This is a genomic window from Kitasatospora sp. NPDC058190, from assembly GCF_042883685.1.
Lineage (GTDB): Bacteria > Actinomycetota > Actinomycetes > Streptomycetales > Streptomycetaceae > Kitasatospora.
This window is the reverse complement of sequence record NZ_JBHVVI010000048.1, coordinates 1-25,802: the sequence shown is the minus strand read 5'-3', so window position 1 is coordinate 25,802 and position 25,802 is coordinate 1. Positions and strand designations below refer to the sequence as shown.

Below are 25,802 nucleotides of genomic sequence, written 5' to 3'. Positions count from 1 at the left end.
GCTTCCCCGCTGTACCCGCCGAGCCGGCGGTACGCCGTGGGTCCTGCCACGGCCGTCAGGGATGACGCTACCCGGCGGGGGCCGGACGAGTCCGCCCACCGGTGGGTTCGATTCGATCGCCTCATTCCACAAACTCGGACAAATCACCGGATTGCAGATGGTTTCGTCCACACGCCGTTGGGGAGGAGTTCGAACGAGACCTCAGGGTCATCCCCCTCAAGCCAACCGCCGGCGGACCGGCCGGTACGGGAAGCAACCAGGACCCCTTCCCGCGCCCCAACGTCCGCACCCAGGACCGCACCGCCCGCGGGCGCACTGGTCAGCGCAGCCCGGGCGGCGCGGCCCGCCCCTTCTCGGCCGGTGCAGGCCGATGGAGGGAGTCCGCCCGGTCGGAGCACGCCACCGGCGGGAGAACGCGACGGCCCCCGGCCGCTCGTCGAACGGGACGAGCGGCCGGGGGCCGTGCGGAGTGCGCCGCCCGAGGGCGACGGCCACCTTCGGAGCGAGGGGCGGCCTAGTACCAGCTGTGCGCCTGCCAGAACGACCAGGCACCACACGGGCTGCCGTAGCGGTCGTTCATGTAGCCCAGGCCCCACTTGATCTGGGTGGCCGGGTTGGTGCGCCAGTCGGCACCGGCCGAGGCCATCTTGGAGCCGGGCAGCGCCTGGACCAGGCCGTAAGCGCCGGAGCCGCTGTTGGTCGCGGTGTAGTCCCAGCCGCTCTCGCGCTTCACGATGTTGCTGAAGCACTGGAACTGGGTGTCGTTGCCGACGATCTGCCGGGCCATGTCCTGGACGGAGCCGGGAGTGACCGAGACGGGGGGCGTGCTGCTGTCCACCGCGGTCATCGCCGAACGCGCCTTGGAGCGGTTGGCGGCGGCGGCGTCGGCGGCGCGCTGGTCGGCGGCAGCCTTGGCGGCCTTGTCCGCGTCGGCCTTGGCCTGGGCGTCGGCCTTCGCCTGGGCGTCCGCGGCGGCCTTCTGGCGCGCGGCCTCGTCGGCGGCCTTCTGCTCGGCGGCGGCCTTGGCGGCAGCGTCGGCGGAGGCCTGCTGGGCGGATGCCTGCTGGCTGATGTTGTCACTGATGCTCTGCGCCTGGGCGCCAGAGGGGACTTCGGCAAGCAGGGTCGCGCCGGCGACGTCGACCGTCTGCGTCGTCTTGCCCTCGCTGCCCGAGGCCATGCCCACGACGGCACCGACAGCGGTGACGGCGGTGGCGGAGGCCACAGCAACTCCCCGGACCGAGATCCGAGTCACATGGATTCCTTCCAGCATCGCCCATGCGTGACCGTACGGGCGCAACATGCCCCTTGGCGCGGACCTCCGTTGGATGCTCTGGTCACGGGAGGTGCTGGCCCGGCGTCCGGCCGAGGTGAGGCGACCGGGCGTTGGAATCGGGCGGCGTACGGCTCGTCGGTCTTCAATTGTGCGCCCACCGACCGAAGTTGGTGGACCTTCCGGGGCCTGACTTCCGGGGTCCGGAAGCCCTGCCGCGCCGTACGCGGGGCCTGACAGAACCCTCACCATGCCGCACCGGGCACTGTCGACGCAATTCCCATCCGCGTGGCGCATGTCACATTCATCGCATGGGAGTTCCCCGGACAGAAAGCACTCGATGTGATGAAACGGGCGGGGCCCGCTCCGTCAGGAACGGGCCCCGCATCACGAGTTGACCTTATTGTCCAACTATGTCCCGATCAGGGATGACTCACGGGTGGATGTCCTCCAGCATCTCCGTGACCAGCGCCGCGATCGGCGAACGCTCCGAGCGCGTGAGCGTGATGTGGGCGAAGAGTGGATGGCCCTTCAGCTTCTCCACCACCGCCACCACACCGTCGTACCGGCCGACCCGGAGGTTGTCCCGCTGGGCCACGTCGTGGGTGAGCACCACCCGCGAGCCCTGGCCGATCCGGGACAGCACCGTCAGCAGGACGTTCCGCTCCAGCGACTGGGCCTCGTCCACGATCACGAAGGCGTCGTGCAGCGAGCGCCCCCGGATGTGGGTCAGCGGCAGGACCTCCAGCATCCCCCGGGCGATGACCTCCTCGATCACGTCCGGGGTGGTGACGGCGGAGAGGGTGTCGAAGACCGCCTGCGCCCAGGGGCCCATCTTCTCCGCCTCGGTGCCCGGCAGGTAGCCGAGCTCCTGTCCGCCGACCGCGTACAGCGGCCGGAAGACCATCACCTTGCGGTGCTGCCCCCGCTCCAGCACCGCCTCCAGCCCCGCGCACAGCGCCAGCGCCGACTTGCCGGTGCCGGCCCGGCCGCCCATCGAGACGATGCCGATGTCCGGGTCGAGCAGCAGGTCCAGCGCCACCCGCTGCTCGGCGCTGCGACCGCGCAGCCCGAACGCCTCGCGCTCGCCGCGCACCAGCCGGACCCGCCCGTCGCCGGTGACCCGGCCGAGCGCCCGGCCTCGCTCCGAGGTGAGCACCAGTCCGGTGTGGACCGGCAGTTCGGCGGCGCCCTCGACGTCCACCGCGGCGTCGTGACCGGCCGCGAACAGCGCGTCCACCTGGTCGGCCGCGACGTGCAGCTCGGACATCCCGGTCCAGCCGGAGGTGATCGCGAGCTCGGCCCGGTACTCCTCGGCGAGCAGGCCCACCGAGCTGGCCTTGATCCGCAGCGGGAGGTCCTTGGAGACGACGGTGACGTCGTAGCCCTCGGCCTGCAGGTTGCGGGCGACCGCCAGGATCCGGGTGTCGGCCTCGCCTCCGCCGGCCCGGTAGCCGACCGGCAGTATCGAGGCGTCCGAGTGGTTGAGCTCCACCCGGATCGTCCCGCCGAGTTCGCCGACCGGGATCGGCTCGTCGAGCCGCCCGTAGCGGATGCGGTAGTCGTCGAGCAGTCGCAGCGCCTGGCGGGCGAAGTAGCCCAGCTCCGGGTGGTGCCGCTTGGCCTCCAGCTCGGTGACGACCACCACCGGGAGGACGACCTCGTGCTCCTCGAAGCGGGTCATGGCGAGCGGGTCCGCCAGGAGCACGCTGGTGTCGAGAACGTACGTGCGCCGGTCTGGTGTCCGGCGGCTCTTGGAACTGACCACTAGGCCTCCAGAGCGGATGACCCTGCGTCATCCGCGGCATGCCGGCCCCCGCTGCCCCGGTGGCCTCGGGGCCGGACTGACTGGAGTATTCCCAGGCGAGGAGCGGTGCATTCGCGTCCCCGGCGAACTGACGGATCATTGCCGGTGAACGTTTGGCCTCGCGCGGACCCCGGGTAGGCAAGCCCTACGGCGGTCACTTCACCGCGCTGGGGCCCGTCTCGTGGAGCTCGGCGGACCCGGCGAGGATCCGAGGGACAGGCCTTACAGCCCCAGCCGCCGGTGCCGCTGCTCGAACGCGCGCAGGGCGCGCAGGAAGTCGACCTTACGGAAGGCCGGCCAGTAGGCCTCGCAGAAGTAGAACTCGCTGTGGGCGCTCTGCCAGAGCAGGAAACCGGACAGGCGCTGCTCGCCCGAGGTGCGGATGATCAGGTCCGGGTCGGGCTGGTTGCGGGTGTAGAGGTGCTCGGCGATGTGCTCGACGGTCAGGATCTCGGCCAGTTCCTCGATCGAGGTACCGCGTCCGGCGTGCTCCTGGAGCAGCGAGCGGACGGCGTCGGCGATCTCGTGCCGGCCGCCGTAGCCGACCGCGACGTTGACGGTGATGCCGTCGATCGCGGCGGTCTGCTCGGCGGCGCGCTTGAGCACGTCGGCGGTGTGCTGCGGGAGCAGGTCCAGGGCGCCGACCGGGTTGACCCGCCAGCGGCGGGCGGCGGCCAGGCCGGTGACGGCGTCCTCGATGATGCCGAGCAGCGGGACGAGTTCGTCGGCCGGGCGGTCCAGGTTGTCGGTGGAGAGCATCCACAGGGTGACGACCTTGACGTGGGTCTCGTCGCACCAGCCGAGGAACTCGCTGATCTTGTCGGCACCGCGCTGGTGGCCGTACGCGGTGGAGCCGCCGGCGGCCTTGGCCCAGCGGCGGTTGCCGTCCAGGATCACGCCGATGTGGTGCGGGGTGCGGCCGAGGTGGACCTCGACCCGGCGGCCGTAGAGCCGGTACATCCCGCCCAGCAGGGTGCGCAGCCCCGGCGTCCGTTCGGCGACATCGCGCAGACCCATGTTTCCCGGCCCCTCCGTGCTCGTTCAGCTGGTGCGTCACCGCACCGGCGCAGCCTACTCCCGCGCGCTGGCGCGCGGGAAAGCCCCAGGTAGCGGTCTGGTCACGGTCCTGTACGAAGTCTGTCGCGGCGGGCGCGTCCCCGGGCTCCGCCGGGCCCGACCCGGCGCGGACACGGAACGGTCTCCGAATCCTTAAAGAATCCGTAAGCCGACGGTCCGGTGCTTGACGACCGGCAATGGTCTAGTCCAGCTTGTGACCCGGGACGACAGCGAACTCCCGCGTCCCGCAAGGCTCACACCGGACCTCCCCTCCCCCACACGCGGCCGCCGCGCCCCCCACCGCGGCGGCCGCTCCTCCCCCAGGAGCGTCACCCCATGGCCCGTACGCCGAACCAGCCTGCCCACAAGCGCCGGCGCCGCCCCCTCCCGGCCGTCGCGGCCGGTGCCACCGCCCTCGCCCTGGCCGGCGGGGGGCTCGCCCTCTTCGCCGGGGGCGCCGGCGCGGCGGTCGGCAACCTCGTCACCAACGGCGGCTTCGAGAGCGGGCTCGGCGGCTGGTCCTGCGCCGGCGCCGCGACCGCCGTGTCCTCGCCGGTCCACTCCGGAACCGGCGCGCTGCAGGCCACCCCGGGCGCGGGCGACACGGCCGAGTGCACCCAGACCATCAGCGTGCTGCCCAACACCAGCTACACGCTGAGCGCCTGGGTTCAGGGCCCGTACGTCTACCTCGGCGCGCGCGGCACCGGCGGCACCGACCCGTCCACCTGGTCGAACCAGAACAGCTGGAACCAGCTGTCCACCACCTTCACCACCGGGGCGAACGCCACCAGCGTCACGGTCTACCTGCACGGCTGGTACGGACAGGGCGCCTACCTCGCGGACGACGTCGCGCTGGTCGGCCCGGGCGGCACCTCCACCCCGTCGCCCACGGCCACCCCCACCCGGACGCCGACCCCGACCCCGACGGCGACTCCGACCGCGACGCCGACCCCCACGGCCACCCCGACCCCCACCGCCACGCCGACCAACCCGCCGACCACCGGCCTGCCCGCCCACGTGGTCACCGGCTACTGGCAGAACTTCGACAACGGCTCGACCCCGCAGCGGCTGAGCGACGTACAGAACGCGTACGACATCATCGCGGTCTCCTTCGCCGACGCCGTGCCGACCCAGACCGGCGCGATCAGCTTCACCCTGGACCCGGGCCTGTCCAAGGCGCTCGGCGGCTACACCGACGCCCAGTTCCGCGCCGACATCAAGGCCAAGCAGGCGGCGGGCAAGAAGGTCGTCCTCTCCATCGGCGGCCAGAACGGCGCGATCACCGTCGGCGACGCCACCGCCGGGGCCGGCTTCGCCAACAGCGCGTACGCGATCATCAAGGACTACGGCTTCGACGGCATCGACGTCGACCTGGAGAACGGCGTCCAGGCCGGCCCGCTCGGCGACGCGCTGCACGCCCTGCAGGCCAAGGTCGGCCCCGGCTTCGTGCTGACCATGGCCCCCGAGACCATCGGGATGTACAGCACCTCCGGCGCCTACTTCCAGCTGGCGCTGAACACCAAGGACATCCTGACCGTCGTCAACACCCAGTTCTACAACTCGGGCGGCATGAACGGCTGCGACGGCAAGGTCTACAACCAGGGCACGATCGACTTCATCACCTCGCAGGTCTGCACCCACATCCAGGGCGGTCTGCGGCCCGACCAGGTCGGCATCGGCGTCCCCGCCTCCGGCAAGGCGGCCGGCGGCGGCTACGTCGACCCGTCGGTGGTGAACAACGCGCTCAACTGCCTGGCCACCGGCAACAACTGCGGCAGCTTCGTGCCGCCGGCCAAGTGGCCCACCATCCGGGGCGCGATGACCTGGTCCACCAACTGGGACGCCGACAACGGGAACGCCTTCTCCAACGCGGTCGGCCCGTTCGTCCACAGGATGCCGTGAGTGGATCCCGGATCCAACTCCCCTCGGCGCGCCGCTCCTTGAGGGTGGGGCTCGCGCGCCGACGGCGGGGCCCGTCGTGCCGACTCCGGTACGGCGGGCCCTCTCCGCACTACCGGGCCAGTACCGCCGTGAGCGCGCCGAGCAGCAGGAACGGGCCCACCGGGACGTCGAGCCCGCGCCACGGGCGCCGACGGATCAGCAGGGCTGCGACCCACAGGGTGGCCCAGAGTCCGGCGAGCACCACCGCGGCGACCAGCCCGCCGATCGCGACCCACCAGCCGTACCACCCGAGCAGCCCGCCCAGGGCGAGCCCGAGCGGGGAGTCGCCGGGGCCCAACGCGCCGATCTGGACGGCTACTTCGAGCAACGCCCCGACCGTCAGCGCGACCAGCAGGCAGCGCAGCAGCACCCCCGGGCGCCCCTCGGCCAGCGCCGCCGCCGTCAGCAGCACGGCCACTCCGGCCAGCAGCGCGAGGTTCAGCCGGTGCGGCAGCCGGTGCACCCGCCCGTCCACGAAACCGAGCGCCACGCCGAGCGCGCCCGCCCAGCCCAGGGCCATCGCCTGCGGCCCGTCCGCCGCGTACGCCACCGCGACCGCGACCGCCACCGTGACCGCCTCCACCACTCCGGCACCGGCGCCCAGCCGCCCCCGGCAGCCCGGGCAGCGCCCGGTCGGCGGCAGCAGCCGCACCACTCGCCCGCACACCGGGCAGGCCCCGCACCAGGGCTCACCCTCCGGCACGGCGAAGTAGGCGATCAGCCCGCGCAGCGGCGGGGCCGCCAGGAGACCGACCAGCACCGCCGCGACCACGACCGGCACCACCGGCACACCCCCTCCTCGATCCGACGCACCGACCACATCCTGCCCCGCCCGGGGTGTGCCGTCCGTCTCGTTCCGAACAGGATCGCGCCCGCGTTCCTCGCATACGGGAGTATTCCGGACATTCGGCCACCGGTTTGGAAGGCGACCGGACACCCCCGCCTGTCGATCCAAGGGGGGCGCTCCGAACGCCTTCACCCGTCCCCGGGATACCCGGTACGGAGCCCCGGCGTACCCCTAAAGTAAGCAGGCATGCAGGTCATCCAGTCCACGAAGCTCGCCAATGTCTGCTACGACATCCGCGGCCCGGTGCTCGACGAGGCGATGCGGCTGGAGGAGCAGGGCCACCGCATCCTCAAGCTCAACACCGGCAACCCCGCCACCTTCGGCTTCGAGGCGCCCCCGGAGATCCTCCAGGACATCCTGCGCAACCTCTCCAACGCGCACGGGTACGGCGACTCCAAGGGCCTGCTCTCGGCCCGCCGCGCGGTGGTCATGCACTACGAGGACCGCGGCCTGCACGGGCTCTCGGTGGACGACGTCTTCCTCGGCAACGGCGTCTCCGAGCTGATCCAGCTGGCCATGACCGCGCTGCTGGACGACGGCGACGAGGTGCTCGTCCCGGCGCCGGACTACCCGCTGTGGACCGCCTCGGTCTCGCTGGCCGGCGGCACCGCCGTGCACTACCGCTGCGACGAGCAGGCCGAGTGGTACCCGGACCTCGCCGACATCGAGGCCAAGGTCACCGACCGGACCCGGGCCATCGTGGTGATCAACCCGAACAACCCGACCGGCGCGGTCTACCCGCGCGAGGTGCTGGAGGGCATCGTCGAGATCGCCCGCCGGCACCAGCTGGTGGTCTACGCGGACGAGATCTACGACAAGATCCTCTACGACGACGCCGAGCACGTCCCGCTGGCCACCCTGGCCCCGGACCTCTTCTGCGTCACCTTCAACGGACTGTCCAAGGCGTACCGGGTGGCGGGCTTCCGCTCCGGCTGGATGGTGCTCTCCGGCGACCGCAACCGCGCCCACAGCTACGTCGAGGGCCTGACCGTACTGGCCTCGATGCGGCTGTGCGCCAACATGCCCGCCCAGCACGCGGTGGCCGCCGCACTCGGCGGCCGGCAGTCGATCCGCGACCTGGTGCTGCCCGGCGGCCGGCTGCTGGCCTCCCGCGACGCGGCGTACGAGCTGCTGAACCAGATCCCGGGCGTCAGCTGCGTCAAGCCCAAGGGCGCGCTGTACGCCTTCCCCCGGCTGGACCCGAAGGTCTACAAGATCAAGGACGACGCCCAGATGGTGCTGGACCTGCTGCGCTCCCAGCGGATCCTGCTGGTCCAGGGCACCGGCTTCAACTGGCCCGAACCGGACCACTTCCGGCTGGTCACGCTGCCGCGGGCGGAGGAGATCACCGACGCGGTGACCAGGATCGGGGACTTCCTCAGCGGCTACACCCAGCCGTAGGTCCCACGGCCGGGGAAAACACTACGGCCGGAGTCCCGGCCCGGGCGGTCTCCTTGGTCGGGGAAAGACCGTCCGGCGGAACTCCGGCCGTCCTGTCACTCGGCGGGCGCGCGGTTCGTGCCGCGCGCCCACCTCTCGCTCGGCTGAGGCTCAGCCGAGGCGCGCGACCAGGCTCCGGTACTCGTCCCACAGCTCCTTCGGGGTGTGGTCGCCGAACAGCTCCAGGTGGGCCGGCACCAGCGCGGCCTCCTGGCGCCAGATGTCGGCGTCCACGGTGAAGAGCAGGTCGAGGTCCTCCTCGGACAGCTTCAGGTCACCCAGGTCGAAGCCGTCGACCGTCGGCAGCACGCCGATCGGGGTCTCGACGCCCTCGGCCTTGCCCTCCAGCCGCTCGACGATCCACTTGAGCACGCGGCTGTTCTCGCCGTAGCCGGGCCAGACGAACTTGCCCTCGGCGTTCTTGCGGAACCAGTTGACGTAGTAGATCTTCGGCAGCTTGGCGGCGTCCGCCTGGGCGCCGACCTTCAGCCAGTGGGCGAAGTAGTCGCCCATGTTGTAGCCGCAGAACGGCAGCATCGCGAACGGGTCGCGGCGCAGCTCGCCGACGGTGCCCTCGGCGGCGGCGGTCTTCTCGGAGGCGATGTTGGCGCCGAGGAAGACGCCGTGCTGCCAGTCGAAGGACTCGGTCACCAGCGGGACGGCGGTGGCGCGGCGGCCGCCGAACAGGATCGCCGAGATCGGCACGCCCGCCTGGTCCTCCCACTCCGGGGCGATGGTCGGGCACTGCGCGGCCGGGACGGCGAAGCGGGCGTTCGGGTGGGCGGCGGGGGTGCCGGACTCGGGGGTCCAGTCGTTGCCGCGCCAGTCGATCAGGTGCGCCGGGGGCTCCTCGGTCAGGCCCTCCCACCACACGTCGCCGTCGTCGGTGAGGGCGACGTTGGTGAAGACGGTGTTGCCCCAGAGGGTGTCGATGGCGTTGGCGTTGGTGTCCACGCCGGTGCCGGGGGCGACGCCGAAGAAGCCGGCCTCGGGGTTGATGGCGTACAGGCGGCCGTCCTCGCCGAAGCGCATCCAGGCGATGTCGTCGCCGATCGTCTCGACCTTCCAGCCCGGGATGGTCGGCTGGAGCATGGCCAGGTTGGTCTTGCCGCAGGCCGACGGGAAGGCGGCCGCGACGTACTTCGGCTCCGCCTCGCCTGCGGAGCCGGCCGGCGGGGTGAGCTTCAGGATCAGCATGTGCTCGGCCAGCCAGCCCTCGTCGCGGGCCATGGTCGAGGCGATGCGCAGCGCGTAGCACTTCTTGCCGAGCAGGGCGTTGCCGCCGTAGCCGGAGCCGAAGGACCAGATCTCCTTGGTCTCCGGGAAGTGCGAGATGTACTTGGTGCTGTTGCACGGCCACGGCACGTCCGCCTGGCCCTCGGCCAGCGGGGCGCCGACGGTGTGCACGGCCTTGACGAAGTCCCCGTCCTCGCCGAGCTGGTCGAGCACGGCCTGGCCCATGCGGGTCATCACGCGCATCGACACCGCGACGTAGGCGGAGTCGGTGATCTCGACGCCGTACGCGGCCAGCGGGGAGCCGACCGGGCCCATCGAGAAGGGCACGACGTACATCGTGCGGCCCTTCATCGCGCCGCGGAACAGGCCCTGCTCGCCCTGGAAGATCTCCCGCATCTCGGCGGGGGCCTTCCAGTGGTTGGTCGGGCCGGCGTCCTTCTCCTGCTCGGAGCAGATGAAGGTGCGGTCCTCCACGCGCGCCACGTCGGACGGGTCCGAGGCGGCGTAGTAGGAGTTGGGGCGCTTCTCCTCGTTGAGCTTCTTGAAGGTGCCCTGAGCCACCAGCAGGTCCGCGAGGCGCTGGTACTCCTCGTCGGAGCCGTCGCACCACTCGATGCGGGCCGGCTGGGTGAGCTCGGCGATCTCGCTCACCCAAGCGAGCAGCTGCTTGTGGCGGGTGGGCGCGGATGCGCTGAGAGCAGAGATCTCGTACGACACGATCGCTCCGTTTCACGCCGACTCGGCGAGGAGGCGGCGTTGCGGGGGTCTGAGGGTGCTTGCAGCGTAGCCCCGGTCTTCGGGCCTGAATGGGGCGCAGCGGCGAAATTGACGCATCTTTTACTACAGTAAGTACGATTACCGGCCAGTAGCATGCCACTCACACCCGGGCCGGAGTGCGCGGCGCCACACTCCAAATGCTCCAAAACGTCTAAGAGTGATGATCGCCACTTCATTACGCGCCAGTAACCTACGGATGCGTAGGTAACGGGTAGCATGCTGCGCATGACTGCTGCCGCGCTCGCCGAGCGCCTCCCGGAGGGCCCTGCCGAGAACAGGGAGGGCAAGCCGAAGTGGCGCGGCTGGCTGCACGCCGGGATGTTCCCCGCCACGGTCGCCGCCGGGATCGTGCTGATCTGCCTGGCCGGCTCCACGCCCGCCAAGATCGCCTGCGCGATCTACTCGGTCAGCGCCTGGATGCTGTTCGGGGTCAGCGCGGTCTACCACCGCTTCAACTGGGGCCCGCGCGGGGACGCCGTCCTCCGCCGGCTGGACCACGCGAACATCTTCCTGATCATCGCGGGCACCTACACGCCGTTCACGATCCTGCTGCTCAGGGGAAACAGCCAGCAGGTGCTGCTCTGGGCGGTCTGGGGCGGGGCGCTCGCCGGGATCGCCTTCCGGGTGTTCTGGGTCGGCGCGCCGCGCTGGCTGTACACACCGGTGTACATAGCGCTGGGCTGGGCCGCCGCGTTCTTCCTGCCGGACTTCCTGCGCACCGGCGGGGTCGCGGTCCTGGTGCTGATGATCGTCGGCGGGGTGCTCTACAGCATCGGCGGCGTGGTGTACGGGCTCAAGCGGCCCGACCCCTCACCGCGCTGGTTCGGCTTCCACGAGGTGTTCCACGCCTTCACCCTCGGAGCCTTCATCGTGCAGTACGTCGGCGTCTCACTGGTGGCGTACAGCACGGCCGGCTGAACCCGGCGCGTTCCGACGGGCGGTCGTACGGTCCACGGACCGGGCGGCCGCCCGTTCCGCCGTCCAGGGCCGCTCGTACGGGGCCCGGCCCTGCGAACGGTGCGGGTACGGCGGGTGGTCGGCGGCGTCGGACTCCGGCTGCCGGACCTGCGCGGGCTCGGCCGACCGCGGCGCGGACTCCGGCGCGAACTCCGGCGCGAACTCCGGCGCGAACTCCGGCCCGGACTCCCGGCGTGCGGCGCGGGCGGCCTTCGCGCCCCGCCCACGCGCCTCCCGCGCGTCCAGCGCCTCGCGCGCCCGGCGGCAGCGCTCGCAGTGCGCCGCGTCCGGGATGCCACGCCGCGGACGGTGTCCGGCGGGGGAGGCCTGCTGGTGCAGGGCGCGCCAGCGGCGCGCGACGTACACCATGAGCAGCAGCACCTCGGCCCCGGCGACCCCGAGGACCAGCGCAGCGCCGTTGATCAGATAGGCCGCGACCACGGCCAGCGCGGAGCCCACCACCACGGCCGCACCCCACCCCTGGGCACTTGCCTGCCTGTCGTCACTGTCGGCCACTTCGGCTTCTCCTTTCCCGGCGCCGGGCTCGTGGTCGGCTCCTGCCGCCCCACCCCTTCTCCGCTCTCGGCGTGCGTCGGCCGGCACTGACCGATTGCCACATGGTATCTACCGACAGTCACTCGGGACTGCCCCCGGGCGGCGAACGACAGATCAACGTTGCGTCAATTCCGCGTGCGGAAGCAGCACTTCCAGGACACATCACGGACCGTGCCCGTACGACTACGTGCCTACGGTGCGGAGTCATATTGACGGCTGCCATCTTTTGAGAGTTACTGTCATTTGAAAGTGACTCCCTTTCGGATGGCTCTGGAGGTCACCGTGCCCGCCGTTCCGCCCGCTTCCGCCACCACCACCGAGGTCGCCGACCCCCGCCGCCGGCTCGCCCTGGTCGCCGTCGCCCTCAGCGTCCTGGTGATCAGCTTCGACATGACGATCCTCAACGTCGCCCTGCCCACCCTGGCCTCGCAGTTACAGGCCGACACCGGGCAGCAGCAGTGGATCGTCGACGCCTACACCGTGGTGTTCGCCGCCGCGATGCTCCCGGCCGGACTGCTCGGCGACAGGTACGGCCGCCGCCGCACCCTCACCACCGGCCTCGCCCTGTTCGCGCTCGCCTCCGTCGTCGGCACGCTCGCCGACTCCCCCGGCACCCTGATCGCCGCCCGCACCGGAATGGGACTGGCCGGCGCACTCGTCATGCCGATGTCGATGGCGGTCATCCCCGGGCTCTTCCCCGCCGCCGAACAGCGCCGGGCCACCGCCGTCCTGGCCGCCTCGCTCGCCGCCGGCGCCCCGCTCGGACCGCTCATCGGCGGCTTCCTGCTGCAGCACTTCTGGTGGGGCTCGGTCTTCGCGATCAACGTCCCGCTGACCGCGATCGGCATCGTCGCCTGCGTCCTGCTGCTGCCCGAGAGCCGCAACCCCGCCGCACCCCGGATGGACCTGCCCGGCACCGCGCTCGCCGCCGCCGGACTGGGCGCGCTCACCTACGGCATCATCGAGGGCGCCGACGCCGGCTGGGGAGACCCGGTGGTGGTCACCACCCTGGTCGGCTCGGTGCCCCTGCTCACCGCGCTGGTGCTGCGCAGCCGCCGCCGGCGCGACCCGATGCTCGACCTCGCCCTGCTCGCCGACCGGACCTTCCGCTGGTCCGCCGTCGCGGCCACGCTGATCTCGCTCGTCCTGTTCGGCGTCTTCTTCGTGCTGCCCCTCTACTTCCAGAGCGTGCTCGGCACGGACGCCCTCGGCTCCGGACTGCGGCTGATGCCGATGATGCTCGGCCTGCTGGTCGCCGCCAAGCTCACCGACCGGCTGGTCAGCCGGATCGGCGCCCGTACCGTGATCACCCTCGGCCTGGCCCTGCTCGGCGGCGCGCTGCTGTTCGGCAGCCGGACCGGCCCCACCGACGGGTACGGACGGGCCGCGGTCTGGCTCACCGTCCTGGGCCTCGGCATGGGCCTGTCGCTGATCACCGCCCAGGCCTCCGCCCTGGTCACCCTGCCGCCCGCCAGGGCCGGGGTCGGGTCCGGACTGCTCCAGACCCTGCGGCAGGTCGGCGGTGCGATCGGCATCGCCGCCTTCGGCAGCCTGCTCGCCGGGGCCTACCGGGGCGCGCTGGACACCGGTGGACTGCCGGCCGAGGCCGCGCACCGGGCCGGGAAGTCGGTGGTCGCCGCCGACGCCGTCGCCCGGGCCACCGGACATCCTTCGCTCAGCGCCTCCGCGCACGCGGCGTACGTGCACGGGATGACGGTGGTGCTGCTGGTCTCCGGACTGGTCGCGGTGGTCTCAGCGGTGCTGGTCGCGGCCCGGATGCCGGTCGGCGGGGATGCCGGCGTGGATGCCGACACGGCCGCGGACGCGCCCGAACACGTCGCCGCGGGAGATCGCCGATAATCGTCGCCATGACTCCCAAGCAGCCGACCGCGGCCCTCCCGGACGCCCCGACCAACCCGGTCCAGGCACTGTTGGAGGCGCCGCTGTCGCTGCGCGAGCGCAAGAAGCTGAAGACCCGGCAGACCATCCGCCGCGAGGCCTACCGGCTGATCTCCGAGCAGGGCTACGAGAACACCACGGTGGAGCAGATCGCCGCCGCCGCCGAGATCTCGCCGTCCACCTTCTTCCGCTACTTCGCCACCAAGGAGGATCTCGTCCTCTCCGACGAGTACGACCCGGCGATGGTCTCCGCCCTGCTGGCCCGCCCCGCCGACGAGCCCTTCCTCACCTCCTGCCGGGAGGCGATCATCGACCTGATCCGCGCCCTGCTCCAGCACGAACGCCAGGAGCTGCTGACCCGGATGCGGCTGGTCACCGAGGTCCCCGCGCTGCGCGCCGGCCTCGACCGCTCCGGCAACAGCCCGCGGGAGCTCTACCTCTCCGTCCTCACCCGGCGGGCCGGTGTCGAGGAACCCACCTACGACATGCGGGTCACGGCCGCCGCCATCGGCGCCGCCACCACCGAGGCCGTGCTGCAGTGGGCCGCGGCCGACGGCCGGCAGGACATCGCGGACCTGGTCGACCACACCTTCGCGCTGCTCGGGAGCGGCTTCGCGGGGGTGTGAGCCCTGCGCCAGGGGGTGGGCCCCGGCCTGAGGAAGAGGAAGGGGCGGAGCCCGGCCCGACCGGCCGGACCCCGCCCGGCGTCAGCGGCCGCTCCGCCTCCGCCGCAGCACGGCGCCCGCGCCCACCAGCGCGGTGGCGCCCAGCGCCGCGGCCGCCGTCACGGCCGGCAGCTCCGAGCCGCTGCCCGCCGCCTCCCGCTGCGGCGCGGCGTCCACCCGGTAGCCGCCGCCCTCGCCCGCCCGGTCGTACGCCGAACCGGGCAGCTTGTTCCCGTACCGCTGGTGCACCAGCTGCTGGTACGCGGCCAACGACAGCCCGCCCGCGCCCACCGAGCGCTTCGCCTCCTCGTCCAGCGGCAGCACCCGGCCGTCGCGCAGCACGTACCAGGCGTTGACCTGCGGCTCGCGGAAGGCCGTGCCCCCGCCGCTGTCCGCCGCCCTCGCCGCGTAGTCGCTCTCGTCGCCGCCGGAGGCGATGTTGACCACCCGCCAGGCGTCACCCTGACGGACCGTCCAGACCGAGGCGGCCTGCCCGTCCGCCGCGACCACCTTGCTCGCCGTGAACGCGGCCTTCGCCACCGGCGCGCCCGGGGTGCCGGCCACGAAACCGGCGTCCAGGGTGTAGACCGGCACGGTGTCACCGGCCAGCCGGGGCGCGGAATCGCTCGCCGCCCTCGCCTCCTCGGCGGCGCCGATGGTCAGCTGCCTGGTCGGCGGGACGCCCTTGCGGGCGAAGAAGTGCCCCACCTTGTCCAGCACCGCGGGGTCCTGGACCGCGCCGCGCGCCTGGGCCAGGTCGGCCGCGGGCACCGGTTCAGGGGCGGCGCCGCTCGGGGTGTCGGCCTGCGCGGCCGGGGCCGGCGCCAGCGCGAGGCCGGCGGCGAACAGGGCGGTCACGGCGGCCCGACGGGCCTTGCTGAGCTCGGTCATGGTCGCCCCTCACGCGCCGATCCGGTACAGGGAGTGGGTCCACGAGAACGTGTCGTTGTTCACGTAGTACCAGTAATCCGCCCAGTTGTAGCGGTAGTTGGACGGCCACGGGTCGCCCCAGTAGACCCAGTTGTCGCCGGTGTCGTAGCCGTACAGGACGTGCATGTGCCCGCCACCCGAACTCCACTGGATCCGGGTCTCGATCGGCCGGTTGGCGTCCACCTCCGACTGCACCGTGCTGTAGCGCAGGTAGCCGGTGACGTACGAGCCCGGGGTGATGCCCACCCAGTCCAGCCCGTTCTGCACATCGGCCAGCGTGGCCTGGCTGTTGGGGCAGTTGGAGTCGATCGAGCGGCCGAACGCGGCGTTGCAGAACTGGTTCTGGCTGTAGTTGTAGCCGAACCAGGTGGCGATGGTGTTCCCGCTCGCCGCCCAGCACCAGTTGGTCTGCTGTTGCTGCTGCATGGAGATGTTGAGCTTCTTGAACGTGCCGGCGAGATCGGCCGTGCTGCCGGGCTCGGCGGCCCGGCGGACCTGCGCCGGAGCCCGGTCCTGCGTGGGGGCGGCGGCCGCGGGGGTGCTCACCGCGGCGGTCAGCGCCGGGCCGAGCACGCCGAGGGCGAGCAGGGAGACCGCGCGGCGCAGTCGTATCCGTGGAACTGGCATGGGGGTGGTGCCTCCTTGCGAGCGGAGCGAAGTGCAGTGTGGGGGCGCGGTCCGGATCGCGTCCCGAGCATCGCGCCGTTGTCGGAGACTGGTCAACGGGCTTGGCTTCGACCCGAGTTCAGGTGTGAACGGGCCGGCTCGGCTGTGAACACCACCCGGGAAACCGCAGCGCCACCTGCCCGGGACCGGTGACAAACCGGCGAACCGATGTGAATATTCACGGTCAAAACCCGGTTCCGCGAACGCCCCTCAGGAGGCCGACATCCACCGGAGCGACCCCGCCGACCTCGCTGCCGCCCTGCGCACCGGCCCCTTCCACCTCGCCCTGCGCACCGCCATCGCCGCCCGAGGCCTCGCCCTCCACCGCATCCGCCGCCACCTCGCACTACGCGGCGTCCACGTCGGAGTCACCAGCCTCAGCTACTGGCAGCAAGGCCGCCGTCGCCCGGAACGCCCCGAATCACTGCGCGCCGTCGCCGCCCTGGAAGAAGTCCTCGACCTGCCCCACCACTCGCTCACCCGACTGCTCGGCCCCCGCCGCACCGCCGTCACCGCCGGACCCCCGGTCCGCCCCTACCGCGACCTGATCTCCCCACCCACCGCCGTCGACGACCTGCTCACCACCCTGGCCAGCCCCCGCGACACCGGCCTGCACACCATCACCCACATCGAACGCATCCGCATCGGCCCCGACCGCCAACTCGCCCGCCGCGACTCCCAACACGCCCTACGCGCCCACCGCGACGGCATCGACCGCTACCTCGCCCTCTACCAAGGCGACCCCGGCAGCGACATCACCCGCGTCGGCGTCCGCGCCGAGGAGAACTGCCGCCCCGGCCGCGTCCGCCGCGACCAGGCCCACCACCTGCTCGCCGCCGAACTCCTCCTCGACCGCCGCCTACGCGCCGGCGACACCCACCTCCTCGGCTACGGCTTCGACGACGCCCCCTCCCCCGAACCCAGCTGCGAATACGTCCGCGGCTTCAACTCCGGCGCCGGCCAGTACGTCCTCCAGGTCACCTTCCACCCCGCCGCGTTACCGGTCCGCTGCCACCGCTTCGCCCTGCACTCGCCTGGCGAAGCGCCGTACGAGACGGAGGAGTTGACCCTCGACGGACACCGCTGCGTGCACCTGGTGGCGACGGCGGTGCGGCCGTGCATATTGGGGATCAGGTGGGACTGGGAATGACGGGGGGCAGTCAGTGCGACCAGTACGGGTCGTCGACGTCGGGGGCAGGCTCGTGTCCGGTCAGCCGCGGCTTGACCGGGGAAGCGCCGTAGTCCTCGGCGGGCTGGTAGCGCACCACGAACGCCTCCGCGCTCATGAGCACCTGCATGGTCGAGTCGGTCGTGGAACTGATCACCGACAGCGTGAACAGGGTGTCTCCGCGTCCGGAACAGTTCAGGTCCGTGTAGCGCTTCGCCGCGGTCTCCACGGTACTGTCGGGTCGGCACTGCCCACCCCAGAGCTGCTTCACCTGGTCCACCAGCACCGGTACCTTCGCCGGAGCCACCTTCGTCCGAACGGAGACCGAGGCCGTGACGCTGGAGAGCATGCTCGGCTCGCCGTCGGCGTGCTCCTGAGCGCGCTCAACGACGTAGACACCGCCGAAGTAGCTCAGCGACGGGCTGATCGCACCCATGGCGGCCTGCAGGGTGTCGTCGAGCTGTTCCTTCGCCTCACGCGCGCTCCGGGCGGAGTCCCGGTCCATCAGCGCCATCGGACCGTACCCGTTGTAGAACAGCCCCACCCCCGTGGCCAGCACGACCGCCGCCGTCGCGGAACAGCCCAGCGCACGTCGCCGCCGCTTCACCCGCGCTGGCCCTGCAGTTTGACGCCCCCACTGCCACTGACGACGGCCGCAATGTTGTCCAGTGAGGGCCCGCCGCGCCCGTTCAGGTACTTGGTGTGCGCGTCGATGGGGTTGCCGCGGCTCCAGTCGTCGACGGTGAAGCGGTTCGCGCCGAAGTGCTTGCTCGACGGGTCCCGCCCGTACCAGCGCTCGTCCGGGTCGAGGCTGAACTTCGACGGGGCGTGCGTCACGACGTCGTTGTCGGCGGCACCGACCCAGACGTGGCCGGAGGGCATCTTGAGATCGGAGGCCTTGTCCACGCCGACGCCCGGGCTGCCGATGAAGACCACGTCGTCCGGGGGCGCGCAGTGCGACCCCGGCTGGGTGGCGAGCTTGGTGGCCTGGCCGACCAGGTACGAACCGTAGCTGTGCCCGACCGAGGTGATGTGCGGAGGCTGGATGCCTTCGTGGCTAGCCCGCACACCGCTCAGGAACTTCGCGTAGGCCGGGGCGCCGTCCTTGCCCGCTTTCGTCGACGCGGCCCCGAGGTCCATCCCCGGCGAGTCGTACCCGAGCCAGACGATCGAGGCGACGGAGTGGCCGGCCGGAGCCTTGCCGCTCGCGGCGCGGTAGAGGTTCAGCGCGTTCTCCGCCTCGTTGGTCCCGTCGTTCTCCCCCGGCCCGAGGCTGGCCGTAGTGGTGGTGATCCCCGGCACGTAGGCGGAGATGTCGGTGGCGGTGTCCGGGTTCCCGTAGGAGAGGACCGCCCGGCCCTGGCCCTCACTGCCGAGGCCGAGCAGGAAGATCGGCGGGTCGCCCTTGCTGTCGGCAAGGCGGGCGTTGATCGGCCCGTAGAGGGCGAGGATCGACTTGTCTTTGGAGTCCAGCGGCTGGCCCGCTTTCGTCTTGTCCCTGATGGGCTTCATCAGGGCTTCCAGGTGGTCGCGGTTCACCCTGTCCCGAACCTCCGCCGGAATGCCGTCGAGGTTGCCGAGCACCTCCGGGTGGTGGCTGAGGTACCACTGCTGGCCCTGCGGCCCGAGCCCCTTCCACCAGGAGTTGACCTCCGTCGGACTGGCGTCCTTGTCCGGGGTGAATTTCTTCCACCACGGGTTGGCCGCGTCGGCCCAGGTCTCCATGTACGCGTCGGCCTCGGCCGTCTTCTCGTCCAGGCCCGACTTGTCCTTGGCGTGGCCCGCGTACCGGTTGAGCGCCTGGGTCAGGCTTGTATCGGCCTCGGTGGCATCGGACAGCGCCCTGCCGATCTGCTTGCTGATCTCGTCGGCGGCCGCCTTCTGCTTGGCCTGCCAGTCGGTGGCCTGGTACGGGTTGGTCGACGCCGGCCAGCTCACCGCACCGGTGTCGCTGACCGAGAAGCCCTTCGCCTGGGCGTCCGACAGTGCCTGGGTGAGCCTGCCCTGGGCGAGCGTCATGGTGTCGGCGCAGTCGCGGATGTCCTTGCCGATGCAACTGAGTTCGGTCATCGCCGAACGCATCTTGGTGGTGAGACCGTCCAGCACTGGAATCGCGGCGTCGGCCGACGGGCCGGTCCACTGGGAACCGTGGACCCGGTCCGTGGTTCCGCTCGTCCAGTCGTTGACATGCTGGTGGAACGCCTTGCACAGCGCGTCGTACGCGTCCGCCGCCGTGTAGAGGTCCGCCAGTTTGGCGTTCCGCAGGCTCGCGATGTCCATCCCCAGTCCCCCTGCACACTCCGTGCCCCTCGCGACACCCACAGCTACCATAACGTTCGTGACCGACACGGACAGCAGGGGGATTCGGTGGGGCAGGATCCGGGATTCACCGTCAAGCCCGGCGAGTTGACCGCCGCCGGGAACAACGCGGTGGCGGTGGCCGGGAAGGTCCCCGAGGAGACGGCGAAGCTGGCGGAGCCCAGCAGCAAGGCGGCCGGGGGCCTGGCCGGCTGGCAGAGCGGGGCGGCGCTGACGGGGTGCGGCAGCGCTTGGAAGACGCTGCTGGACGGGCTCTCCCATGACATGAAGTCGGCCGGGGGCAACCTCATCACCTGCGCGCAGACGTACCTGAACGCCGACCACCTGCCGCCACCCACCCCGGCGCCGGTCTCCGACCCCTTCGGCACGAAGGTGGTCGGCGCGACCGGCGGCCATCTGACCAGGGACGCGTAACTCCCCTACCGCGCCTCGAAGTCCAGCACCACAGCGTCCTCCACCGCCCGGTACCCGATCTGCTGGTAGATCGAGTTGCTGATCGGGTTGGACAGGTCCGTGTACAACAGCACCTCCTGCGCCCCCAGCCCGAGCACGTGTGCGGAGGCGGCTGCCGTGACGGCGCTGGCGTAGCCGTGGCCGCGGAGGTCGACGGGAGTGTAGACCGGGCCGATGCGGGACATGCCGGCGAGGACCGGGCTGGTGCCGGCGAAGGAGACCGGGCGGCCGTCGTCCTCCCAGAGGTGGAGGCCGCCGTTCGCGATCTTCTCGTCGACCGCCTTGGGCACGTCGGGCAGGCGGACCTTGGCCTCGGACAGGAACTCGCAGTACCAGCGGATCGCCAGCTCGCGGTCGGCCGGTTCGGCGAGCCGGTGGCGGCCGGCCGGCGGGCGTGGCGGATCGGTCAACTCGCCAAGGCGGTAGAGGCGTTCGCTGACGCTGACGGTCTGCCCGGCACCGGTGGCGGCCGTCCAGGCCTCGCCGAAGGCGCGGACGGCGTCGGCTCCGCCGCCGATCCCGGTCACTTCGGTGAACCCGCTTCCGGCCTCGGCCAGCCGCACCGCCAGCTCGGCGGCCGCGGCCGGCGGCATGAAGGAGAGCCGGGGCGGGAAGGGCGGCGTCTGGAGGAAGGCGCCCTCGACGGGGCCGCCCTCCTCGCCGCGCCACCATCCGAAGACCGGCGGACGTTCCCCGAACACGTCGAGTCCGGCCTCGGCCAGTCGGTGGGCGATGGTGAGCAGGACGGTGTTCTCGGCCGGACGGGAGGCCAGGAACTCACCGGCCTGCCCACGGAAGTCGTCGAGCGAGGTGCTGAGGGTCCAGGTCATGGCCCATGCTCGCCCCGACCGGCCCTTTCCCGCCAACGATTATCCGCCCGCCGACCACGCCGACCGGGTCTACTCGACCGCCGTCCCGAGCCGTTCACCGAGCACCGCCGGATCCGTGGTCGGCGCCTCGCAGGCGAAGTGCCGGCACACGTACGCGGCGGGCGCCCCGCCGACCAGCGGCCGGTCCGCGAGCAGGGGGACGTCGGTGTCCCCGGGCTCCCCGACCGCGACGACGGCGCCCGGCGCCGTCCCGAGCAGCGCGGCCCGCCGCAGCGCCGCGGTGGCCGGATCCCCGGCGGGGCCGACGACGGCGATCTCGCGCGGCCCGTCCAGCAGGGCTTCGGCGACGGCCAGACCCCAGCCGATGAACCGGGGGGCCCGCCCGGCCAGCGCGCCGACGATGCCGAGGGCGCGTTCGGCGGCGGTGCGGTGCCGGTCGGAGCCGGTGTACGCGGCGTAGGTCAGCAGGGCGCCGGCGGCGGCGGTCCAGCCGGAGGGGGTGGCGTTGTCGGTGGGGTCCTGCGGGCGGCGGATGAGTTCCTCGGCGTCGTCGGCGGTGTCGTACAGCGCGCCGGAGGTCTCGTCGGTGAAGTGCTTGAGCACGGTGTCGAGCAGCCCGCCGGCCAGCTGCAGCCAGGAGGTCTCGCCGGTGACGGCGTACAGCGCGAGGAAGCCCTCGGCGGTGTCGGCGTAGTCCTCCAGGACGCCCGCGTTGGCGCCGGTCCGGCCGTCCCGGGAGGTGCGCAGCAGTCGCCCGTCGGGGGTGAGGTGGACGGCGAGCAGCAGGTCGGCGGCGCGTTCGGCGGCGTCGACGAGGTCGGGGCGCTCCAGCAGGGCGCCGGTCTCGGCGAGCGCGGCGATGGCGAGGCCGTTCCAGGCGGCGACCACCTTGTCGTCGCGGGCCGGGGCGGGGCGGGCGGCCCGGGCCTCGGCCATCCGGGCGCGGATCGTCTCGTACTCGGCGAAGTCCTCGGGATCGGCGAGGAGTTGGAGTACGGAAGAGCCGTGTTCGAAGGTGCCGTCGGCGGTGACGGTGAACAGCCGGGCGGCGGTGGCGGCGTCGGCGGGGCCGAGCAGGTCGACCAACTGGCCGGGCTCCCACACGTAGTAGGCGCCTTCGGCGGTGGCGCCGGTCTCCTCGTCCAGGCTGTCGGCGTCCAGCGCGGAGGCGAACGCGCCTTCAGGGGTGCGGAGTTCGCGCAGCAGGAAGTCGGCGGTGGAGAGCGCGACCCGGCGGGCGAGCGCGGAGCCGGTGGCCCGCCACAGGTGCAGGTAGGCGCGCAGCAGCAGGGCGTTGTCGTACAGCATCTTCTCGAAGTGCGGCACCACCCAGCCGGCGTCCACCGCGTACCGGGCGAAGCCACCGCCGAGCTGGTCGTGGATGCCGCCGCAGGCCATCGCCTCCGCGGTGTGGACGGCCATCTCCAGTGCCGCCGCCGAGCCGGTCCGGGCGTGGTGGCGCAGCAGGAACTCGATCACCATGGCCGGCGGGAACTTGGGCGCCCCGCCGAAGCCGCCGCGGTGCTGGTCGAACTCCCGGCTGAGGGCGACCAGCGCCTGGTGCAGGTCGGCCTCGCCCGGCGGGTGGTGGGCGCCGGCCGAGTAGACGGCGGCCCGCTCGGCCAGGTCGGCGCGGATCCGTCCGGCGACCTCGCCGACCTCCTGCCGCCGGTCCCGCCAGGCGGCGTCCACGCCCTCCAGGACCTGCCGGAAGGACGGCATTCCGTGCCGGGGCTCGGGCGGGAAGTACGTGCCGAAGTAGAAGGGCTCCTTCTCCGGCGTGAGGAACACCGTCATGGGCCAGCCGCCCTGCCCGGTCGCCGCCTGGACGGCCTCCATGTACACGGCGTCGACGTCGGGCCGCTCCTCCCGGTCCACCTTGACCGCGACGAACCGCTCGGTCAGGTATCCGGCGAGCCCGGCGTCCTCGAAGCTCTCATGGGCCATCACATGGCACCAGTGGCAGGCGGCGTAGCCGACGGACAGCAGCACGGGCACGCCGCGCCGCTCCGCCTCCGCGAAGGCCTCGGGGCCCCAGGGCCACCAGTCGACCGGGTTCTCGGCGTGCTGCAGCAGGTAGGGCGAGGTCGCGTCCGCGAGACGGTTCGGCATGCCCCCATCCTCCCGCATCGGGGCCCTGACGCGTGTCAGCCGGGACACGCGTCAGCCCGGGCCCCGCTCGCGCCGATCCCGCCGCCGGCCACCCGCCGCCGGGCGCCCACTACCGGACACCCGCTACCGGATGCCCGCCGGACCGGCCTCACCGAAGCCGGTCCGCAGCGGGGGTCACTCCTTGGGAGCCTCCGGCTCCTCCGCGAAGTCGACCTTCTTGAACTGCCGGTTCATCGACTTGGCCAGGAACCACGTCGCCACGCCGAGCGCGGCGAAGACGACGAAGCCGAGGAGACCGGGGGTGACCTTGGCGTCGTCGACGGCGAGGTCAGCGGCGAGGTGGACGAAGTTCACGGGGGCGCTCATATCTCTATGGTGGCCCGGCTCACGGCGAGCCGGGCCGTCGGGGGTGGGTCAGTCGCGCGCGTCGGCGGCCTCGGCCACCAGGGTGGGGGTGCGCAGACCGGCGAACAGGTCGTCCTCCGGCAGGTCCACATCGATCAGGGTACGGGCGAGCTCGTAGTCCTCCGTGGGCCAGACCTCGCGCTGGACCTCCAGCGGGACGCGGAACCACGGCCCGTCCGGGTCGATCTGGGTGGCGTGGGCGATCAGCGCGCGGTCACGGGTCTCGAACCAGTCGTCGCAGCGCACCCGGGTGGTGATCTCGCGCTCCTTGCGGCCGCTCTTCTCCCAGCCCGCGATCCACTCGCCGTACGGGGAGTCGAGGCCGTGCTCGGTGAGGTACTGGTGCAGCGCGCGGATGCGGCCCATCGGGAAGCCGTGGTTGTAGTACAGCTTCAGCGGCTGCCAGGGCTCGCCGGCCTCCGGGTACGCGTCCGGGTCCCCGGCCGCGTCGAAGGCCACCATGGTGATCTTGTGGGTCATGATGTGGTCCGGGTGCGGGTAGCCGCCGTTCTCGTCGTAGGTCGTGATGACCTGCGGCTTGAACTCGCGGATCAGCCGGACCAGCGGCTCGGCCGCCTCCTTGACGTCCTCCAGGGCGAAGCAGCCCTCGGGCAGCGGGGGCAGCGGGTCCCCCTCCGGCAGGCCGGAGTCGACGAAGCCCAGCCAGGCCTGCTTGATGCCCAGGATCGCCCGCGCCTCGTCCATCTCCTTGCGCCGGACCTCGTGGATGTTCTCCTCGATGTACGGGTCCCCCTGGAGCTTGGGGTTGAGAACCGACCCGCGCTCGCCCCCCGTGCAGGTGGCCACGAGCACGTCCACGCCCTGCTCGACGTACATGGCCATGGTGGCCGCGCCCTTGCTGGACTCGTCGTCCGGGTGGGCGTGCACCGCCATCAGTCGCAACTGCTCAGTCAACGCCTTGCGTTCCTTCCACATGTTCGGGCGTTCCGCGAAGTCCGGTCTGCCCACCGTACGAACCGCTCACTTCGGGACCACGTCGCCGCAAGGCCGGCCACCGGCCGGTGGTCGACCTTGCCGAGCCCGCCCCCGCCGGACCGGCCGCGGGCGTGTCCCTCCTATAGTGACGGACTGGAGGAGCGTCGCATTCCCCCGCACCGCCCACGCGGCCCCTCCCCGGGAAAGGACGTAGCCCGATGACTGCACAGAGCACCGCCGCCCAGCTGCCCGAGGGACGCTACGGCCGGAGCGGCAACAGCGAGTCTGACCGCCGCCTGAAGGTGGTCGGCGCGGTCTGCGGCGTGCTCGCCCTGGGCGTGATCGCCTGGCTGGGCGGCTCGTACGTGCTGCGCGAGTCGAAGATCAACGGCTCGGTGCCGACCTTCCAGGTGCTCTCCGACACCGAGGTCCAGCTGCACCTGACCGTGAGCAAGAGCGACGGGACGGCGGGCACCTGTACGGTCCGCTCGCAGAGCGACGACCACGCGGTGGTCGGGGTGGCGGACTTCCCCGTCCCGGCGGCCGGGTCGAGCTACGAGGCCACCGTCACCCTGCGCACCACGACCCGCGGCACCACCGCCGAGCTGCTGGGCTGCACTCCGGCGAAGTAGGCGGAACGGCGCGGGAGCGCATATTCGTTCGGGAGAACGGGCATCCGTAGGAAGTCCCGTACACCGTTCCTGTACACCGTGGCGTAACACTGTCGTCAATGACCCACTAACGCCTCTCCCGCTTGTCGGCAGGACTTGTTAGGCTCGTGGTTTCGCCCCTTCCGCACCGGATGGTACGGGAGCGGGCGTTGCTTTGTAGTTACGACCGATATCACCGACAACCCTGCTGACGACTCACACCCTCAGCACAGCCCCAGCACCTACGAGGAGCACCCGTGACCCAGACCAGCGAGAACGTGACCTGGCTCACTCAGGCCGGCTACGACCAGCTCAAGGCCGAGCTGGACCATCTGACCGGGACCTGGCGCATCGAGATCGCCCAGAAGATCGAGGCGGCGCGCGAGGAGGGCGACCTCAAGGAGAACGCCGGTTACCACGCGGCGAAGGAGGAGCAGGGCAAGACCGAGCTGCGCATCCGCCAGCTGACCCAGCTGCTGGAGCGCGCCAAGGTCGGCGAGGCCCCGGCCGACTCGGGTGTGGTGGCCCCGGGCATGGTCGTCACGGTCGCCTTCGACGGTGACGAGGACGACCTGATGGAGTTCCTGCTCGCCTCCCGTGAGGTCGCGGGCTCCGACGACCGGGACGTCTACTCGCCGCAGTCCCCGCTGGGCCGCGCGATCGACGGCAAGAAGATCGGCGACGAGGCCACCTACGAGCTGCCGAACGGCAAGCCGGCCATGGTGAAGATCGTCAAGGTCGTGCCGCACGCCGGCTGATCCGGCCCCTGAACACCGCCGAGGGCGGTGGGGGCCGGGCCGGGCGCGGGGGGCCCCCCCCCGCCCGCCGCCCCCGGGAGGGAACCGCGGGCAACCAGGACCCCCCACGGCGGGGGGTGGTA

Annotated in this window: 23 protein-coding genes; 9 read left to right on the top strand and 14 right to left on the bottom strand. The window is 71.8% G+C overall.

Annotated elements, in window-relative coordinates; genetic code table 11:
• Positions 1-514: 514 nt before the first annotated feature.
• The 3 genes from ACFVWU_RS22195 to ACFVWU_RS22185 form a co-directional block, all read right to left on the bottom strand.
• Positions 515-1,255, bottom strand: a complete 741-nt coding sequence (locus tag ACFVWU_RS22195) for a transglycosylase SLT domain-containing protein (RefSeq protein ID WP_387623592.1) — start codon at positions 1,253-1,255, stop codon at positions 515-517.
• Positions 1,256-1,706: 451 nt separating this feature from the next.
• Positions 1,707-3,041, bottom strand: a complete 1,335-nt coding sequence (locus tag ACFVWU_RS22190) for a PhoH family protein (RefSeq protein WP_387623589.1) — start codon at positions 3,039-3,041, stop codon at positions 1,707-1,709.
• Positions 3,042-3,302: 261 nt separating this feature from the next.
• Positions 3,303-4,097 carry an isoprenyl transferase gene (locus ACFVWU_RS22185; protein ID WP_380612162.1) on the bottom strand — a complete coding sequence of 265 codons (795 nt, stop codon included), beginning with the start codon at positions 4,095-4,097 and terminating at the stop codon, positions 3,303-3,305.
• A gap of 375 nt (positions 4,098-4,472) precedes the next feature.
• Between ACFVWU_RS22185 and ACFVWU_RS22180 the strand changes: the two genes are divergently transcribed.
• Complete coding sequence (locus tag ACFVWU_RS22180; protein ID WP_387623586.1) at positions 4,473-6,038, top strand: chitinase; 1,566 nt, start codon at positions 4,473-4,475, stop codon at positions 6,036-6,038.
• A gap of 109 nt (positions 6,039-6,147) precedes the next feature.
• On the opposite strand, the gene ACFVWU_RS22175 is transcribed toward ACFVWU_RS22180, so the two are convergent.
• Complete coding sequence (locus ACFVWU_RS22175; protein WP_387623583.1) at positions 6,148-6,867, bottom strand: prepilin peptidase; 720 nt, start codon at positions 6,865-6,867, stop codon at positions 6,148-6,150.
• 243 nt (positions 6,868-7,110) lie between these two features.
• Here ACFVWU_RS22175 and ACFVWU_RS22170 point away from each other — a divergent pair, with 243 nt between their 5' ends.
• Complete coding sequence (locus ACFVWU_RS22170; RefSeq protein WP_380612159.1) at positions 7,111-8,325, top strand: pyridoxal phosphate-dependent aminotransferase; 1,215 nt, start codon at positions 7,111-7,113, stop codon at positions 8,323-8,325.
• 150 nt (positions 8,326-8,475) lie between these two features.
• Here ACFVWU_RS22170 and ACFVWU_RS22165 read toward each other — a convergent pair whose 3' ends face one another.
• Positions 8,476-10,317, bottom strand: a complete 1,842-nt coding sequence (locus tag ACFVWU_RS22165; protein ID WP_387623580.1) for a phosphoenolpyruvate carboxykinase (GTP) — start codon at positions 10,315-10,317, stop codon at positions 8,476-8,478.
• Between the two features lie 285 nt (positions 10,318-10,602).
• Between ACFVWU_RS22165 and ACFVWU_RS22160 the strand changes: the two genes are divergently transcribed.
• Complete coding sequence (locus ACFVWU_RS22160; RefSeq protein WP_387623577.1) at positions 10,603-11,295, top strand: hemolysin III family protein; 693 nt, start codon at positions 10,603-10,605, stop codon at positions 11,293-11,295.
• Here the strand turns inward: ACFVWU_RS22160 and ACFVWU_RS22155 are convergent.
• Entirely contained in the window at positions 11,266-11,850 is a 585-nt protein-coding gene (locus ACFVWU_RS22155) for a hypothetical protein (RefSeq protein WP_387623575.1), read from the bottom strand. The two genes, ACFVWU_RS22160 and ACFVWU_RS22155, sit on opposite strands and share 30 nt — an antisense overlap.
• Positions 11,851-12,153: 303 nt before the next feature.
• On the opposite strand from ACFVWU_RS22155, the gene ACFVWU_RS22150 reads away from it, so the two are divergent.
• Complete coding sequence (locus ACFVWU_RS22150) at positions 12,154-13,749, top strand: MFS transporter (RefSeq protein WP_387623572.1); 1,596 nt, start codon at positions 12,154-12,156, stop codon at positions 13,747-13,749.
• Between the two features lie 8 nt (positions 13,750-13,757).
• Positions 13,758-14,414, top strand: a complete 657-nt coding sequence (locus ACFVWU_RS22145) for a TetR family transcriptional regulator (protein ID WP_387623570.1) — start codon at positions 13,758-13,760, stop codon at positions 14,412-14,414.
• Between the two features lie 81 nt (positions 14,415-14,495).
• On the opposite strand, the gene ACFVWU_RS22140 is transcribed toward ACFVWU_RS22145, so the two are convergent.
• Together ACFVWU_RS22140 and ACFVWU_RS22135 are read right to left on the bottom strand one after the other, a co-directional pair.
• Complete coding sequence (locus ACFVWU_RS22140; RefSeq protein ID WP_387623567.1) at positions 14,496-15,344, bottom strand: hypothetical protein; 849 nt, start codon at positions 15,342-15,344, stop codon at positions 14,496-14,498.
• Positions 15,345-15,353: 9 nt separating this feature from the next.
• The gene (locus ACFVWU_RS22135) at positions 15,354-16,010 is read right to left on the bottom strand and encodes a papain-like cysteine protease family protein (RefSeq protein WP_387623564.1); all 657 of its coding nucleotides are present in this window, start codon (positions 16,008-16,010) and stop codon (positions 15,354-15,356) included.
• 262 nt (positions 16,011-16,272) lie between these two features.
• Between ACFVWU_RS22135 and ACFVWU_RS22130 the strand changes: the two genes are divergently transcribed.
• Positions 16,273-17,199: a hypothetical protein gene (locus ACFVWU_RS22130; protein ID WP_387623681.1), complete on the top strand. Its 927-nt coding sequence runs from the start codon at positions 16,273-16,275 to the stop codon at positions 17,197-17,199.
• A gap of 10 nt (positions 17,200-17,209) precedes the next feature.
• On the opposite strand, the gene ACFVWU_RS22125 is transcribed toward ACFVWU_RS22130, so the two are convergent.
• Both ACFVWU_RS22125 and ACFVWU_RS22120 read right to left on the bottom strand, forming a co-directional pair.
• Positions 17,210-17,776, bottom strand: a complete 567-nt coding sequence (locus tag ACFVWU_RS22125) for a hypothetical protein (RefSeq protein ID WP_387623562.1) — start codon at positions 17,774-17,776, stop codon at positions 17,210-17,212.
• A 44-nt stretch (positions 17,777-17,820) separates the two neighbouring features.
• Positions 17,821-19,497 (bottom strand): alpha/beta hydrolase, encoded by a 1,677-nt coding sequence (locus tag ACFVWU_RS22120; protein WP_387623559.1) that lies wholly within the window; start codon positions 19,495-19,497, stop codon positions 17,821-17,823.
• Positions 19,498-19,584: 87 nt separating this feature from the next.
• On the opposite strand from ACFVWU_RS22120, the gene ACFVWU_RS22115 reads away from it, so the two are divergent.
• On the top strand, positions 19,585-19,950 hold the full coding sequence (locus tag ACFVWU_RS22115; protein ID WP_387623556.1) for a hypothetical protein: 366 nt from the start codon (positions 19,585-19,587) through the stop codon (positions 19,948-19,950).
• A gap of 5 nt (positions 19,951-19,955) precedes the next feature.
• Here ACFVWU_RS22115 and ACFVWU_RS22110 read toward each other — a convergent pair whose 3' ends face one another.
• The 4 genes from ACFVWU_RS22110 to mca form a co-directional block, all read right to left on the bottom strand.
• Positions 19,956-20,819 carry a GNAT family N-acetyltransferase gene (locus ACFVWU_RS22110; protein ID WP_387623554.1) on the bottom strand — a complete coding sequence of 288 codons (864 nt, stop codon included), beginning with the start codon at positions 20,817-20,819 and terminating at the stop codon, positions 19,956-19,958.
• Positions 20,820-20,888: 69 nt separating this feature from the next.
• Positions 20,889-22,931 carry a thioredoxin domain-containing protein gene (locus tag ACFVWU_RS22105; RefSeq protein ID WP_387623551.1) on the bottom strand — a complete coding sequence of 681 codons (2,043 nt, stop codon included), beginning with the start codon at positions 22,929-22,931 and terminating at the stop codon, positions 20,889-20,891.
• Positions 22,932-23,105: 174 nt separating this feature from the next.
• Positions 23,106-23,297, bottom strand: a complete 192-nt coding sequence (locus tag ACFVWU_RS22100) for a hypothetical protein (RefSeq protein ID WP_387623549.1) — start codon at positions 23,295-23,297, stop codon at positions 23,106-23,108.
• Between the two features lie 48 nt (positions 23,298-23,345).
• On the bottom strand, positions 23,346-24,251 hold the full coding sequence (mca, locus tag ACFVWU_RS22095; RefSeq protein ID WP_387623546.1) for a mycothiol conjugate amidase Mca: 906 nt from the start codon (positions 24,249-24,251) through the stop codon (positions 23,346-23,348).
• Positions 24,252-24,490: 239 nt separating this feature from the next.
• Between mca and ACFVWU_RS22090 the strand changes: the two genes are divergently transcribed.
• Both ACFVWU_RS22090 and greA read left to right on the top strand, forming a co-directional pair.
• Entirely contained in the window at positions 24,491-24,904 is a 414-nt protein-coding gene (locus ACFVWU_RS22090) for a DUF4307 domain-containing protein (RefSeq protein WP_387623543.1), read from the top strand.
• Positions 24,905-25,179: 275 nt separating this feature from the next.
• Positions 25,180-25,680: a transcription elongation factor GreA gene (gene greA, locus ACFVWU_RS22085; protein WP_380612143.1), complete on the top strand. Its 501-nt coding sequence runs from the start codon at positions 25,180-25,182 to the stop codon at positions 25,678-25,680.
• Positions 25,681-25,802: the final 122 nt, after the last annotated feature.